This window comes from Hyphomicrobium sp. LHD-15 (assembly GCF_031157355.1).
Lineage (GTDB): Bacteria > Pseudomonadota > Alphaproteobacteria > Rhizobiales > Hyphomicrobiaceae > Hyphomicrobium_C.
Genome location: NZ_JAVIFT010000009.1, coordinates 1 through 14,068, shown reverse-complemented (window position 1 = coordinate 14,068; position 14,068 = coordinate 1). Strand labels below are relative to the sequence as shown.

The window sequence follows — 14,068 nt, the reverse complement described above, 5'->3', positions numbered from 1 at the left end:
TTCCCTGTTGGATGAGTGTGGACCCGACTGCACCCTCACCCTAAAGCGCTTCTGGCGAATTGGACACCGGTCCGTTGTAAGAAAATGCTCCAAAACCAAGAGCTATATCGTGCGATCCGTCGGAACAGCGTCGAACGCTTTAGCCGCCTCGCGCGGCCGGAGCATTGCCTCACTGAGCAATCCCGCTGAGAGCCAGCCGTTGAGATACTGCGCGACCCGCAAAGCCGCCTCGCTTGGCGCACCGTAAGTCGCCGCCATTTCCATGAGCCCGCCGAACGGCTTGCCCCTGACGGCCTCGCTCCACAGCATGCGCTCCTCGTCGCTCACGCGGCGCACGTTAGGCACACCGTCCCAGCGCCAGACCAGGAAACTTTCCTGCGCATCGTGCACAGTGACATCCGGCGGCGGCAGCTCGTTCTTGAGTGCCACCCAGATGTCGAACGCGTTCGTGTCGAGTGTCAGCAGCGCGACCGAAGGATGGGCTGCGAATACCAGATCGGACCACGTTTCGGGCGGATGCTGCGCCAAGGCAGCGAGATCGAGCACCGGCGCGTCCACCGCATCGAACGCCTGGTCAAGCTGCCGCTCAATGAGTGCGATCTCGCGGAGCACCGGAGCATCGGCATAGTCGCCCTCACTCAGAAGCTCCGGAACATCGGTCGCATACCAACGCGCGTTGGCGTGCCGCGACGGATACCGCGCGACATAGCGTTCCGCCATGCGAACGAACGCATCATCTCTCATATGACGCGCGAGCATCGGATAGGCGTTCCGCACCACCTCCACCAGCCGGCTCACATAGGCAAACCGATAGACGCCGAACAGCACCGCATTGCTCGTCCGCGAGTTAGGCGGAATGAACCCAAGAATGTCGTCCGAACCACCGACGATCGCCGCCTGAAAGCGGGCCTGCAGCTCCGCAAGCGTTGGCGTCTCATGCGGCATAAGATTGCCCGAGCGTTTCCGCCGCCACGCACCGCGCCTGATCGAGTTCCGCCACCAATTCATCAAGCGGCGGAATGTGGTCGTCCCGCTCGATGATCGCAGAAACCGGCCCGAAGTGGCGAAGCGCCGAGCGGTAGAGATCCCACACCTCGTCGCAGATCAGCGCATCATGCGTGTCGACGATGTGGCTCATATTGTGCTCGTGCCCGGCGAGATGGAACTGAACGATCCGTTCCTTCGGAATGCCGGCAATGAACGCGTGCGCGTCGAACTCGTGGTTGAACGCGGAGACGAACACGTTGTTGACGTCGAACACCAGCCAGCAGCCAGTGCGCTTGGTAAGCTCGGCGATGAACTCCCACTCGCTCATTTCGGAATGAGAAAACTGCACGTAGCTCGAGACGTTTTCGAGCGCGATGGCTTGCCCCAGATAGTCCTGAACATGATGGACGCGGGCTACCACGTGATCGAGCGCCTCGCGCGTGTAGGGCACAGGCAGGAGATCGTGCAGATTGACGCCGTGCACGCCGGTCCAGCACAGATGGTCGGAGATGAACACCGGCTCGCTGCGCGCGGCCAGCGCCTTGAGGTCGCGCAGATAATCCACATTGATCGGCGCCGTAGACGCAATCGAAAGCGAAACGCCGTGCATGACGATCGGATACCGGTCTCGAATGCGATCCAGCATTTTGAGCGGCTGCCCGCCCGGCACCATGTAATTCTCCGAGATCACCTCGAACCAGTCGACGTTCGGATCGCCGTCGAGAATATCCTGATAGTGCTGAGGACGCAGCCCGAGACCAAACCCGAGATAAGGCGGCTTGGATGCCTGAATTGCCGTTGCGCGCGGTCTTCGATCCACTGACGACATTGGCATCTCCTCGATCATTTGCATGAGAGACATGCCCGGCAGCGCAGTGCCGCCACCGGACATGATCCCGATCGCTCGGCCTTACTTCGCGGGCTCGAACTTGGCGCCTTCGACCTTCGCGCAATCGGCCTTTGTCGACTCCGTGAAGCCCTGCCCCTTGCACGCATTCTGGCCCTTGCAGGCGTTGGTCGCGGTCTTGCAGGCGCTTGTGCCCTTGCACGCGTTGGCGCCCATGCAGTGTCCCTTTGCCTCTTCGGCTGCGAAGCTCGGCGTCGCGACAGCGCCAGCGAGGAGCAGGGTTGCCGCAGCAGCGGCGAGCGCGGATCCAGATGTCACCGTGAATTTCATGAGCGTATCCTTTTTTATGATGAACACGTCCCGGACTGAGTTCAAAAAAGCTTCCCGACCCGGGCGCCGACTTGGGAAGCATGCTGGTAGCTACGGGGCGGCGCGCGCACGGGTTTCAGCGCGAGGAATTTTAAATCGAGAAAAAGATATCGACGGTTGGCGAGAGCAGCTTCACGCCATGCATCCAAGGACGCAAACGCGTTAAGGCGTCGCTTTGACCAGCTTACCGCTGAACACGACCGGCCCTGTCGGAAGCCCGGTCGGCGAACCCCCTTTGGGCTCGACACTAACGGCATAGGTTCCGTCCATCATCATGTCGTGCATCTTGCCGCCGGCCATAGGCCGGACGTCCATCTCGCTATCGTCGAAGACACCGAGCGATTTCGGCTGCGCCATCTCGTCGTGTACGAGCCAGAGCTGATAGGATTTCTCCGGCTCGGCTGGCTTTTTCATCGCCGAGATCACGAACATGTTGGTCTTGGTATCGACGGTCAGCAGGAACGCCGGCAAAGCGTCGGTCGCCTGCAGAACCGCCACGTACTGCGTCGGCATCTGGCGCCGATCGTAATCCTGCCACACCACGACACCGGCGAGCGAAGCCGCGAGCGCCGTCATCGCACCCGCCGCCGCGCGCCACCGGTTCGCGCGCCGCAGCATCGTCTGCTCGCGCGCCTTGAGCGACACGACGTTGGAGGCAAGCCCGATCTGGGCTCGGATCTTGTTGTAAAGCCCCGGCGGCGGCTGCACGGGCGCCACGACTTCGGACAACGGGCCGAGGCGGCGCTCCCACGCCGCAACCGCTTCTACAAATCCCGGATCGCGATCGAGACGCGCCGCCGCCTCCTCGCGTTCCTCGCGCGAAAGCGTTCCGAGAACATACTCGGCGGCCAGTCCATCGATGTCGTCGAGCTCGGTCATCGCTCGAGGCACCCCTTCAACTGTGCGAGGCTGCGGTGCAGCCACGTCTTGATAGTTCCTTCCGGCCGATCGAACCTCTTTGCCAGCGCCTCCCGGCTGAGGCCGTCGAGATAGGCGAGCCGGACCATTTGCTGTCTCTCGGGTTCAAGCCCCTCGAGGCAGCGCATCAGCCGGGCAACATCCTCCTGCCGTCCGATCACCTCGACTGGATGCTCGTCGTCACTGGCAATGTGGTCGAGTTCGGAAACATCTGCCGCAGGACGCACCGCCCGGCGGCGAACTTCATCCAGCGCCCGATTTCGGACGATGGCAGCCATCCAAGTGATGGGGGACGCAATCCCAGCGTCAAAATCCCGAGCGCGCTCCCAAATCTTGAAATAGCTATCCTGAACCACGTCCTCGGCGACCGCATTACTCCGAAGGATACGCAGCGCGACCGAATAGAGTTTCGCGGACGTCACCTGATAAAGCTCCGCAAACGCGGCTTCATCGCCGCGCGCCACCCCGGCAAGGAGTTCATCGAGTTGCTGACGCGACGACTTCATAAAATCCCAACCTGTGGGCGCAAACAGCATCCGGCGGAGCACCGGACCCGAAATCGGCCTTCAGTAATAGCGGATTGCCACTGACTGTCGAGACAGCAGCGTTCCGTTGCCTTAATCAGGATTGCATCGGCCGCTCACCAAGCCGAGTGCCCCGACTAGTCTATACGGAGAACCCCTTGCAGAGTTTCGGACTGCCGACCAATCTTGTGCCCATCGTCCTGCTCGTCGCTTCGAACGTGTTCATGACCTTCGCCTGGTACGGCCACCTGAAGTACAAGGCGGCTCCTCTGTGGATCGTCATCCTGGCGAGCTGGGGCATTGCCTTCTTCGAATATTGCCTGGCCGTTCCCGCCAATCGGTTCGGCCATGGCACCTACACGACGGCCGAGCTCAAGACCATCCAGGAGGTCATAACCCTCACCGTGTTCGCCGGGTTTTCCGTCCTGGTTCTGCACGAGCCGTTGACGGTAAACCACTTCGTGGGCTTTGCACTGATCGTGGCGGGCGCCTATTTCATCTTTCGAGGCCCGTTGTAAGGAACGCCGAAATGGACCGATTGAACGCCGCCTCTGACGGCATCGACGCCGCCAACAGCAAGGATCCGAACCGCGTGCGGGTGGACGGAGCCGAGCATCCGGCGGAGCTGATTTACGGCCAGCGCATGTCGACGATGTTGGCGCGCCTCTATCCTGATGCGTCGGAAGCGCTCCGGCTCGCTGTCCGCGCGCAACACATCCGCCGCTGGGAGGTCCCGCGCAACTCCTACCCGATGGACCGCCCCGGCTATCTCAGATGGCGCAAGGATCTCGGCCGCAAGCACGCCGAATGGGCTGGCGAAATTCTCGCCAACTGCGGCTACAGCGCCGAGGAAATCGCCCGCGTCGGATCGCTTCTGCGCAAGGAGAACCTGCGCAAGGACGCCGAAACGCAAGCGCTCGAAGATACCGCCGCCCTCGTCTTTCTGGCCTATTACGCCGAAGACTTTGCCGCCAAGCACGAACCCGAGAAGGTCGTGACCATCCTCGCCAAGACGCTGGCCAAGATGTCGGAGCATGGCAAACGCTCGGCCGTTGCGCTCGATCTCCCGCCGGCAATTGTCGGCGCGCTCGAAGCGGCTGCCGCACAAGCCGCCACCCCATGACCGCGCCTGCGCAGCAAACTTTGGCGGCCGTGCTGGTGGCCCACGGCGACCGCGGCGGCACCTCCCCCAACGCCGCGCTCGAATCTCAGGCTGAGGCCGTGCGCAAGCTCACGGGACTTCGCGTTTTCACCGGCGTGCTCAAGGGCGAGCGCACGATCGAGCACGCGCTTGCCGAAGCCGCTACCTCCGGCGCCGCGTCGATCGCCGTCTATCCGCTGTTCATGGCCGACGGCTATTTCGTCAACAAAGTGCGCGAGCGCATCGCTGCGGCCGGCCTCGCGAGCGAACCGAAACTGCTGATCCCGCTCGGCCTCGATCCGACCCTTTCCGACGTGCTCGTGAACGAAGCGATTGCAACGGCGGAGCAGGAGGGCTTCGACCCTTCGAAATCCCGTCTTCTCGTCGTCGGCCACGGCTCGAAGCTCGGTCCCGCTTCCGCAAGCGCCACCCGCAAAGCCGCGGCTCGTGCCGCCCTCGCGCGCCGCTTCGCCAGCGTCACGACCGCTTTCCTGGAGGAAGACCCCTTTCTCGATGACGCCCTGCGCGTCACTTCGGCGCCAACCGTCGTCGCAGGGTTCTTCTTCGGCAACGGCATGCACGCCGGAGAAGACGTTCCCGAAGCCATCGCCGAAACCGGCGCCAACGCGATCTATACCGGCGCCATCGGCAATTCGCCCGCCGCAGCCCCCCTCATCGCCGCGGCACTCTCGGCTGCTGCCCGACCCTGATCCTCGCAAGCACGCGCCCCGCGCCCTCGACGAGAAGGCCAGACGAAACCAAGAAAAAGGCCGCGGAGCGTGAGCCCCGCGGCCTTCCAATTTTACGAACATCGCAAACGAGAGCGAACTACTCCCGGCGGCGGCGCTGTCCACCACCCTCGCGATCGCGGCGCGGCGGACGCTCGGCCGAGAACACTTCCTCGGGCTCGCCCTCGGCACGCGGGATTTCCGCGCCCGTTGCCTGATCCACGATCTTCATCGACAGACGCACCTTGCCGCGATCGTCGAAGCCCAGAAGCTTGACGTAAACTTCCTGGCCTTCCTTGACCACTTCGCCAACCGTCTGCGGACGGCCCTGCGTCAGCTGCGAGATGTGCACGAGACCGTCCTTCGCGCCGAAGAAGTTCACGAACGCGCCGAACTCCATGATCTTCACGACCTTGCCCTTGTAGATCTGGCCGACCTCGGGCTCAGACGTGATGCCCTTGATGCGGGCAAGCGCCTTCTCGATGCTCTCGCGGTTGGCCGACGCGATCTTCACCGTGCCGTCGTCGCTGATGTCGATCTTGGCACCGGATTCGGCCACGATCTCGCGGATCACAGAGCCGCCCGAGCCGATCACTTCGCGGATCTTGTCGGTCGGAATCTTGATCGTCTCGATGCGCGGCGCATGCTCGCCGAGCTCTTCACGAGCCCCGGTCAGCGCCTTGGCCATCTCGCCCAGGATATGCAGGCGGCCCTTGTTCGCCTGCTCGAGGGCGACCTTCATGATCTCCTCGGTGATGCCGGTGATCTTGATGTCCATCTGCAGCGCAGTCACGCCGTTGGTCGTGCCCGCCACCTTGAAGTCCATGTCGCCGAGATGATCCTCGTCGCCGAGAATGTCAGACAGCACCGCGAAGTCTTCGCCTTCCTTGATGAGGCCCATGGCGATACCCGCCACCGGCGACTTAAGCGGAACGCCCGCATCCATCAGCGCAAGCGAAGTGCCGCAGACCGTCGCCATCGAAGACGAACCGTTGCTCTCGGTGATTTCGGAGACAACGCGCAGCGTGTACGGGAACTCCTCCTGCTTCGGCAGCAGCGGACGAACAGCGCGCCAGGCGAGCTTGCCGTGGCCGATTTCGCGGCGGCCGGGCGAACCCATGCGGCCCGTCTCACCGACCGAGTAGGGCGGGAAGTTGTAGTGCAGCAGGAAGCGCTCTTTTTTGGTGCCTTCCAGGCTGTCGATGTACTGCTCGTCTTCGCCGGTGCCGAGCGTCGCGACAACCAGCGCCTGCGTCTCGCCGCGCGTGAACAGCGCCGAGCCGTGCGTACGCGGCAGCACGTGCACTTCCGAAAGGATCGGACGAACCGTTTCGAGATCGCGCCCGTCGATGCGCCGCTTGGTCTTGAGAACGTCGCCGCGCATGATGTCCATCTCGAGCGCCTTGAACGCGTCGATCAGCAGCACCTTCTCGCTTGCATCTTCGGACGTCAGCTCGACGCCCTCGACAACCTTCTTCTTGGCTTCCGAGACGAGGGTCTGGCGCTTGCCCTTCTCCTTGGTGGAGAAGGCGGTCTTCAGCAGGTCGCCGGCAATGGCCTTGACCTGCTTCTTGTACTTGTCCGCATCCGGGATCTGGATGTCCCACGGCTCCTTGGCTGCCTTTTCGGCGAGCTTGATGATGGCCTGGATCACCGGCTGCATATGCTTGTGGCCGAAGATGACGGCATCGAGCATCACCTTCTCGGGAAGCTCCTTCGCCTCGCTCTCGACCATCATCACGGCATCATGCGTGCCGGCGATGACGAGATCGAGCGTGCTTTCCGTCATCTCGTCGATCATCGGGTTCAGCACGTATTCGCCACCGATCACGCCGACGCGGGCCGCGCCGATCGGGCCGAGGAACGGCAAGCCCGAAAGCGTGAGGGCAGCCGAAGCTGCAACCATGCCGACGATGTCGGGATCGTTCTCGAGGTCATGCGAAAGCACGGTGACGACCACCTGCACTTCGTTCTTGAAGCCGTCGACGAACAGCGGGCGGATCGGGCGATCGATGAGACGGCTCGTCAGCGTCTCCTTCTCGGTCGGGCGTCCTTCGCGCTTGAAATAGCCGCCCGGGATCTTGCCGGCGGCGTACGTGCGTTCCTGGTAGTTGACGGTCAGCGGGAAGAAATCGATGCCCGGCTTCGGGCTCTTGGCGCCGACGACAGTCGCCAGCACGCTGGTTTCTCCGTACTGCGCGTAAACGGCGGCGTCAGCCTGGCGGGCCATATGCCCTGTTTCCAGCTTGAGCGTACGGCCGCCCCATTCAATTTCCACGCGATGAATATCGAACATGTTCGTTCTTTCGTTCTATCTCTGTTTCATGTCTCTTTGATGCGCGGCTTCTTAGCACGAATGCCAGCGGCGCCGCGAACCCAAAAGGCCGGCGACGCCACTCTTTCACTGCATTCGCGAAATGCTCGGAGCCTTAAGACTTTGCGCCATCGGAGACCGACCGGCACGCTGTCGCTTAGCGGCGGATGCCGAGCTTCTCGATGATCTTCTGATAGCGCGCTTCGTCCTTGCGCTTCACGTAGTCGAGAAGCTGGCGGCGCTGGCTCACCATCTTGAGCAGGCCACGGCGCGAATGGTTGTCCTTCTTGTGCGCCTTGAAATGCTCAGTGAGGCCATTGATACGCTCGGTCAGGATCGCGACCTGCACTTCCGGCGAGCCGGTATCGTTCGCCTTGGTGGCGTTGTCCTTGATAACTTTCGACTTATGCTCAACAGTCAGCGACATCGGAGGCTCCTTTCAGGATGGAGTTCTGGACGATCGCGCCGTGCGAAACGGTGATCTGTCCTTTGGGAAACGGCCATGGCCGGGATGTCGTCCAGCCAGGTCGCAAGCGAAAACGCCGTCCGCGCCGAAGGGCACGAACGGGATGGCGTTTTATACACATTCACCGGGATCTCGCGAGCGAAAGTTGCGATTATCACAACATGGGTAGCGAGCGTCGCCCTCGGTGAGCCGACAGGATTCATTGATTTAGCTACATAAAGCGCAAAATGACGAGGCGAAAAGTTGCACATACGCAATCGTTAGTTGTGATTATCACAACAAGAATTCACCCCTTCGTACCCTCGCTCAGGACCTCGACCGCCTTGGCGAGCTGCGGATCGGCCCCGCCGGCATAGGGAACCTCGAACGGAACCTCGATCGTCGGGGCCACGCCCTTAGCTTCCAGCCGCTCACCGTCGACCGCCACGTCGTTGACCGCAACCATCAGGAAGCTGCCATCCGAGAGCAGGTATCCGCGCCCCGCCAGCAGCGCTCCGGCCGTACGCGTCCCGATCACCTCGCCGTAGCCGTATTTCTTGAAGCCATAAGCGAGCACTTCCTTGCCGCTGCGCGTGCCGTCGTTGACCAGCATCGCCACCGGTTTGCGCCATTTGAAGCTCGCGAAGTCGGTATTCCCCGAGCGCTCGGTGAACGTCATGTCCGGACCGCGCGCATTGAAAAGATCGAGGTAACGCGGCTGTGCGCCGCCCCACCCGTCGCGCAGATCCCAGATCAGGGCGTCCGCGTCCTTGAGCTTCCCCGAGGCAAGCTCCTCCATCAGGATGTCCTGGTAGTCCTGCCCCGCGTAGGACCACACACGAATGTAGCCGATGCGCTTGCCGTTCGCCTCGATGATCCGCGCGCCCTCGCTCATGGCGTTGCGGAACGCCTTGCCGGGCTCGATGCGTTCCGGCTTCACTTCGACCACCGAGACCGGCCCGCCCCGCACGCGGCGAAGCGAAAGCTTCACGGCCGAGCCGACCTTGTCGCGAAACGACGCCACCGGCTGGAACGGCGCATCGTCCACAGAGACGATCTCATCCCCCACGGCGACATCGGCTTTCGCTGCCGCGAGCCCCGCGATGACGCCGGTCACGAACGTCTTGCCTTCGATCTCGCGCGTGAAGATGCCGATGCCGGGATACGAGACGCCCGACGGCAGATGCTTGCGGATACTGTCACGCAGACCGAAGCGGAAGATATCGACCAGCTGGTAATAGCGCGGGTCTTCCGGCGTCGCGTGGATCATGTGCGACGCCTTGAGCTCGCCCAGCATCGCATTGATGGCCTCCGACTTCTCCTGAACGCCGGCGGACGCGAGGTAGCGCGGCCGGTAACGCGCAATCACCGCGTCCCAGTCCTTCCCGGCAAGCGAGCGATCATAGAAGTTGTTCTGAACGAGACGCGCGGCTTCGTCGAAAACCTCGGCCTTGTCCCCCTCACGCGCCAAGGCCGGTGCGGCAGCGGAGGTGAGCGCCACCAGCCCTGCCATCAGGGCAAGGGTGACGGGCCCGCGAACGGCTGCAAGCACGTTGAAACGTGTTTGAGAAGAATGCATGGGGCCTCCAGCAATACCCGGCCAGCAGGCATATAGGAGGCCTTCGCGCATGATACAGATGCGGACTATTCCGGAGCGCCGTCGCAGGCCCCCTCCGCGACATCCAATTATTGGGAACGGCACACGGTTTGCGGCGTGTCTGAATTCTAGCCGTTCATGTTTGCTATAACGACGTCATCCCGGCGAAGGCCGCGATCCAGACACGCATGAATGAAAAACGCGTTATCCGCCGAAATTGAAGACCCGTGTGGGATGCAGCGCGCCCTTTTCGATCTCGCCGAGCGCGATGATCTGCCCTTTCGAGATGGCGTAGGCCGCCCCGCCCAACACCGGTGCATCACGGCCTCGGATCAGGATGCTGCGCCCCTGCGCGAGATCCGCCGCATCCGACGCGCTGACATTGATCTCGAGAATTTCGCCGAGCGCCATTTCCACAGGCCGCAAGAACGACGCCAGATCTTCCCCGGCCTCGGCCGCCTCCTCGATCTCTTCGAGCGAGACGGATTCTTCTTCCGCAAAAGGCCCGACCCGCGTGCGCCGAAGCTCGATCACATGCCCCCGGCAGCCAAGCGCGCGGCCCATGTCGCGTGCGATCGCGCGCACGTAGGTGCCCTTGCCGCACCGCGCCTCGAATATCGCCGTATCGACGTTCGGTACGTCGATCAGCCTGAGCTCGTCGATCACCACGGGGCGCGCATCGAGCACGACTTCCTCGCCGTCACGCGCCAGCGCATAGGCTCGCTCGCCGTCGACCTTGATCGCCGAAAACTGTGGCGGAACCTGCATGATCTCGCCGGTGAACTGCGGCAGCAGCGCCTCGATGTCGGCAACGGTCGGCCGGCTCTCGCCGGTCGCCGTGATGTCGCCTTCCGCGTCGTCGGTCGCCGTCTCGGCGCCCCAGCGCACGGCGAAGCGATAGACCTTCTCGCCATCGACGGCGAACGAAACCGTCTTCGTCGCCTCCCCGAACGCAATCGGCAGAATACCGGTCGCGAGCGGATCGAGCGTGCCTGCGTGGCCAACTTTTTGTGCGAAAAACAGCCGCTTCAGAATGCCGACGGCACGCGTCGACGTCATCTCGAACGGCTTGTCGAGCACCAGCCAGCCGTGAACCGGATTACCTTTTTTACGTCGTGCCATCGTGAGGTCTTTCTGGAAGCAACAATCGCTCTCTGTCATCCCGGCCTAGGATGCTCTTGGGGCCGGGAGCCGGAGCCTGCATGATCCGTTTCAGCTATCGCCCTAAATCCCGGATCACCGCTCGGCGTCCGGGATGACAACGAGGAACTTCGCGCGCCGCGTCAGTCCTTTTCGACGTCGCGGCGAACCTTCTCGCTGTGCAGCAGCCGGTCGATGCGCGTGACCTCCTCGAAGGTCTCGTCCTCGCGGAAGCGCACGTCCGGCGCAACGCGCAAATCCACCGCGTGCGAGATCTCGCCGCGAATGAACTTTGTGTTGCGATTGAGCGCATCGATAACGGTCTTGGTGTCCTTGCCGCCGAGCGGCATGACGTAGGCCGTCGCGAGCCGCAAATCCGGCGACATCCGGACCTCGGTAATCGTCGTCACATGCGACGCGAGCACGTCGTCATAGATCTCGCCGCGCGCCAGCATCTCCGCCAGCTTGTGGCGGATCAGCTCGCCGACGCGCAACTGCCGCTGCGTCGGCCCCTTGGCTTGGTGTGATTTTCGTCTGGACATATCTTCTCAATCCTACCGGGATCGAACCGGCACGAGGCCAACGCCTCTTTGACAATACTTCGGCCCCCAAAGGGGGCCGGGGAGCAACGCGACCCGGCGCTAGTGCGCCGCCCCCGCGGAGGGCCAAGCTAAGGCGGCTGGCCGCCTTAGCTGAATAGGCCCGTGAGCGCTAGAGAGACCGCTTGATGGTCTCCACCTGGAAGCACTCGATCTCGTCGCCCTCGCGGATGTCCTGGTAGTTGGCGAACGCCATACCGCACTCCTGGCCGACCGGCACTTCTTTGACATCGTCCTTGAAGCGCTTGAGGATCGAGAGCGTGCCTTCGTGAATGACGACCTTGTCGCGGAGCAGACGCACCTTCGCGCCGCGCTCGACCTTGCCTTCCGTGACGATACAGCCCGCGACCTTGCCGACCTTGGAGATGTTGAACACCTGCTTGATCGTCGCGTAGCCGAGGAAGTTCTCGCGCAGCGTCGGCGCGAGCAGACCGGACATGGCGCCTTTCACGTCGTCCACGAGATCGTAGATGATGCTGTAGTAGCGGATCTCGATGCCCTGGGAATCCGCCACCTGCTTCGCCTGCGCGTTGGCACGCACGTTGAAGCCGACGACGACGGCCTTGGATGCCCCGGCGAGCGCGATATCCGATTCCGTGATTCCACCGACGCCCGAGTGCACGATGCGCGCCTCGACCTCGTCGGTACCGAGCTTCTTGAGCGCGCCCTGGATGGCTTCCACCGAGCCCTGGACGTCGCCCTTGATCACGAGGGTGAAGTCCTTCTTGCCGGCCGCATCCTTCAGCGTCTGCATCATCTGCTCGAGCGTACGCGGCGTACCGGCCGAACCCAGCGTCTCGCGGCGCTTTCTGATGCGGTAATCCGTGATCTCGCGCGCACGTGCTTCGTTTTCGACGACGGCGATCTGATCGCCCGCTTCCGGTGCCGAGCTGAAGCCCAGGATCTCGACGGGAACCGAAGGCCCGGCGCCATCGACGTTCTTGCCCTGATCGTCGATCAGCGCACGCACGCGGCCCCACGCCATGCCGGCAACGACGATATCGCCGACCTTGAGCGTTCCGCGCTGCACGAGCACCGTACCGACAGGTCCGCGCCCGCGTTCGAGCTTGGCTTCGATGACGACGCCTTCCGCGGAGCGATCGGAGTTGGCCTTGAGATCGAGCACTTCCGCCTGCAGGTGGATCGTCTCGAGCAGCTTGTCGAGGTTGGTGCCCTTCAGCGCCGAAACCGGCACTTCGAGCGTCTCGCCGCCCATGCTCTCGACCACGATCTCGTGCGAAAGCAGATCCGTCTGCACGCGCTTCGGCTCAGCCGCCGGCTTGTCGATCTTGTTGATCGCGACGATGATCGGCACGTTCGCGGCCTTGGCGTGATTGATGGCTTCCACCGTCTGCGGCATGACGCCATCGTCGGCCGCAACCACCAGAACCACGATGTCGGTCACCTTCGCGCCGCGCGCACGCATCGCCGTGAAGGCGGCGTGGCCAGGCGTATCGATGAACGTCACCTTCGCGCCCGAAGGCGTCGTCACCTGATAGGCACCGATATGCTGGGTGATGCCGCCGGCTTCGCCCGCAACCACGTTGGTCTTGCGGATGGCGTCGAGCAGCGAGGTCTTGCCGTGGTCGACGTGGCCCATGATGGTGACGACGGGCGCACGCGGCTGTTGGCTCTCCTCGGCATCCTTCTCGCCGATGAAGCCGGATTCGACGTCCGCTTCCGAAACGCGCTTCGCCGTATGGCCGAATTCCGAAACGATGAGCTCGGCCGTATCCGCGTCGATCACGTCGGTGATCTTGTGCATCGCGCCTTGCTTCATCAGGAACTTGATGAGGTCGACGGCGCGCTCCGTCATGCGGTTGGAGAGCTCTTGGATGGTAATGGCTTCGGGAATGACGACTTCGCGCACGATCTTGTCTCTGGGCTGCTGAATGCCCATGGCCTTCAGCTTTTCGCGCTCGCGCTTACGCTTGAGCGAAGCCAGCGACCGTTCGCGCTGCTGCTCGTCGAGTGCGTTGTTGATGGTGAGCTTGCCGCGTTCGCGCTTTTCGTCGACGACGGGCGCCTTTACGGGCACGCGCACGAGCTTGCCGCCGCGCTTGATGGCGCGGCTCTCTTCGTCGTCGGGCGTCTCGACAGCAACGGGCCGCGGGCGAGCATCGTCTTTTCTGACGAGCTTCGTGGGTTCCCCGGATGCTCCGCCGCGATCGGCAGGAGGCGGTCCACCGGCTGGACGCGGCAGCTCGATCTGCTTCGGGCGCCCGCCTTCGCGAGGCGCAAAACGCGTGTCGTAGCTGGTCGGGCGCGGACGCTGCGCAGGGCGCGAGCTGTCATGCCCATGCGGGCGCGACCCGGGAGAAGACGAAGCCGGGCGCGCGGAAGAAGAAGGCGAGGACGGAGCTGACGCGGCGCGCGGCGCAGCCGGAGCGGTGGGCGCACGCGGAGCGGGCGCTGGTGCGGGAGCGGCCTCAGCAACGGGCGCCGGTGCAGCCGGTGCC

General features: G+C 63.2%; 14 protein-coding genes. 3 read left to right on the top strand and 11 right to left on the bottom strand.

What is annotated here, in order from left to right; all coding sequences use genetic code 11:
* Positions 1-102: 102 nt before the first annotated feature.
* The 5 genes from RCO24_RS18975 to RCO24_RS18955 all read right to left on the bottom strand — a co-directional run bounded on the left by RCO24_RS18975 (position 103) and on the right by RCO24_RS18955 (position 3,657).
* Complete coding sequence (locus tag RCO24_RS18975; RefSeq protein ID WP_308964258.1) at positions 103-945, bottom strand: DNA-binding domain-containing protein; 843 nt, start codon at positions 943-945, stop codon at positions 103-105.
* Positions 935-1,816 (bottom strand): DUF692 domain-containing protein, encoded by an 882-nt coding sequence (locus RCO24_RS18970; protein ID WP_308964257.1) that lies wholly within the window; start codon positions 1,814-1,816, stop codon positions 935-937. The genes RCO24_RS18975 and RCO24_RS18970 overlap by 11 nt, the downstream gene beginning before the upstream one ends.
* Positions 1,817-1,897: 81 nt before the next feature.
* Positions 1,898-2,164 carry a hypothetical protein gene (locus tag RCO24_RS18965; protein ID WP_308964256.1) on the bottom strand — a complete coding sequence of 89 codons (267 nt, stop codon included), beginning with the start codon at positions 2,162-2,164 and terminating at the stop codon, positions 1,898-1,900.
* 201 nt (positions 2,165-2,365) lie between these two features.
* On the bottom strand, positions 2,366-3,082 hold the full coding sequence (locus tag RCO24_RS18960; protein WP_308964255.1) for an anti-sigma factor domain-containing protein: 717 nt from the start codon (positions 3,080-3,082) through the stop codon (positions 2,366-2,368).
* On the bottom strand, positions 3,079-3,657 hold the full coding sequence (locus RCO24_RS18955) for a sigma-70 family RNA polymerase sigma factor (RefSeq protein ID WP_308964254.1): 579 nt from the start codon (positions 3,655-3,657) through the stop codon (positions 3,079-3,081). The genes RCO24_RS18960 and RCO24_RS18955 overlap by 4 nt, the downstream gene beginning before the upstream one ends.
* 146 nt (positions 3,658-3,803) lie before the next feature.
* Between RCO24_RS18955 and RCO24_RS18950 the strand changes: the two genes are divergently transcribed.
* Genes RCO24_RS18950 through RCO24_RS18940 form a run of 3 tightly spaced genes read left to right on the top strand, consistent with a single transcriptional unit; the run spans position 3,804 to position 5,496 of the window.
* Positions 3,804-4,163, top strand: coding sequence for a DMT family protein (locus RCO24_RS18950; RefSeq protein WP_308964253.1), 360 nt, complete (start codon positions 3,804-3,806; stop codon positions 4,161-4,163).
* Between the two features lie 11 nt (positions 4,164-4,174).
* A complete protein-coding gene (locus RCO24_RS18945) occupies positions 4,175-4,768 on the top strand; it encodes a DUF4202 domain-containing protein (protein WP_308964252.1) in 594 nt (197 codons plus the stop codon).
* The gene (locus RCO24_RS18940; protein ID WP_308964251.1) at positions 4,765-5,496 is read left to right on the top strand and encodes a CbiX/SirB N-terminal domain-containing protein; all 732 of its coding nucleotides are present in this window, start codon (positions 4,765-4,767) and stop codon (positions 5,494-5,496) included. The genes RCO24_RS18945 and RCO24_RS18940 overlap by 4 nt, the downstream gene beginning before the upstream one ends.
* Positions 5,497-5,614: 118 nt before the next feature.
* Here RCO24_RS18940 and pnp read toward each other — a convergent pair whose 3' ends face one another.
* From pnp to infB, 6 genes are all read right to left on the bottom strand, one after another.
* Positions 5,615-7,810, bottom strand: a complete 2,196-nt coding sequence (gene pnp, locus RCO24_RS18935; protein WP_308964250.1) for a polyribonucleotide nucleotidyltransferase — start codon at positions 7,808-7,810, stop codon at positions 5,615-5,617.
* Positions 7,811-7,985: 175 nt separating this feature from the next.
* A complete protein-coding gene (gene rpsO / locus RCO24_RS18930) occupies positions 7,986-8,255 on the bottom strand; it encodes a 30S ribosomal protein S15 (RefSeq protein ID WP_308964249.1) in 270 nt (89 codons plus the stop codon).
* Positions 8,256-8,580: 325 nt separating this feature from the next.
* Positions 8,581-9,852: a S41 family peptidase gene (locus tag RCO24_RS18925; protein ID WP_308964248.1), complete on the bottom strand. Its 1,272-nt coding sequence runs from the start codon at positions 9,850-9,852 to the stop codon at positions 8,581-8,583.
* A gap of 222 nt (positions 9,853-10,074) precedes the next feature.
* Positions 10,075-10,992, bottom strand: coding sequence for a tRNA pseudouridine(55) synthase TruB (gene truB / locus RCO24_RS18920; protein WP_308964247.1), 918 nt, complete (start codon positions 10,990-10,992; stop codon positions 10,075-10,077).
* A gap of 161 nt (positions 10,993-11,153) precedes the next feature.
* A complete protein-coding gene (rbfA, locus tag RCO24_RS18915; protein ID WP_308964246.1) occupies positions 11,154-11,552 on the bottom strand; it encodes a 30S ribosome-binding factor RbfA in 399 nt (132 codons plus the stop codon).
* Between the two features lie 169 nt (positions 11,553-11,721).
* Positions 11,722-14,068: translation initiation factor IF-2 (infB, locus tag RCO24_RS18910; protein WP_308964245.1), on the bottom strand; the 2,347-nt coding region annotated here is incomplete at its 5' end.

Coding starts and splice junctions, on each gene's coding strand:
- rpsO (WP_308964249.1), bottom strand. CDS start 8,255: ATGTCGCTGACTGTTGAGCATAAGTCGAAAGTTATCAAGGACAACGCC.
- RCO24_RS18955 (WP_308964254.1), bottom strand. CDS start 3,657: ATGCTGTTTGCGCCCACAGGTTGGGATTTTATGAAGTCGTCGCGTCAG.
- RCO24_RS18960 (WP_308964255.1), bottom strand. CDS start 3,082: ATGACCGAGCTCGACGACATCGATGGACTGGCCGCCGAGTATGTTCTC.
- RCO24_RS18975 (WP_308964258.1), bottom strand. CDS start 945: ATGCCGCATGAGACGCCAACGCTTGCGGAGCTGCAGGCCCGCTTTCAG.
- RCO24_RS18940 (WP_308964251.1), top strand. CDS start 4,765: ATGACCGCGCCTGCGCAGCAAACTTTGGCGGCCGTGCTGGTGGCCCAC.
- RCO24_RS18925 (WP_308964248.1), bottom strand. CDS start 9,852: ATGCATTCTTCTCAAACACGTTTCAACGTGCTTGCAGCCGTTCGCGGG.
- RCO24_RS18945 (WP_308964252.1), top strand. CDS start 4,175: ATGGACCGATTGAACGCCGCCTCTGACGGCATCGACGCCGCCAACAGC.
- RCO24_RS18970 (WP_308964257.1), bottom strand. CDS start 1,816: ATGTCGTCAGTGGATCGAAGACCGCGCGCAACGGCAATTCAGGCATCC.
- truB (WP_308964247.1), bottom strand. CDS start 10,992: ATGGCACGACGTAAAAAAGGTAATCCGGTTCACGGCTGGCTGGTGCTC.
- rbfA (WP_308964246.1), bottom strand. CDS start 11,552: ATGTCCAGACGAAAATCACACCAAGCCAAGGGGCCGACGCAGCGGCAG.
- pnp (WP_308964250.1), bottom strand. CDS start 7,810: ATGTTCGATATTCATCGCGTGGAAATTGAATGGGGCGGCCGTACGCTC.
- RCO24_RS18965 (WP_308964256.1), bottom strand. CDS start 2,164: ATGAAATTCACGGTGACATCTGGATCCGCGCTCGCCGCTGCTGCGGCA.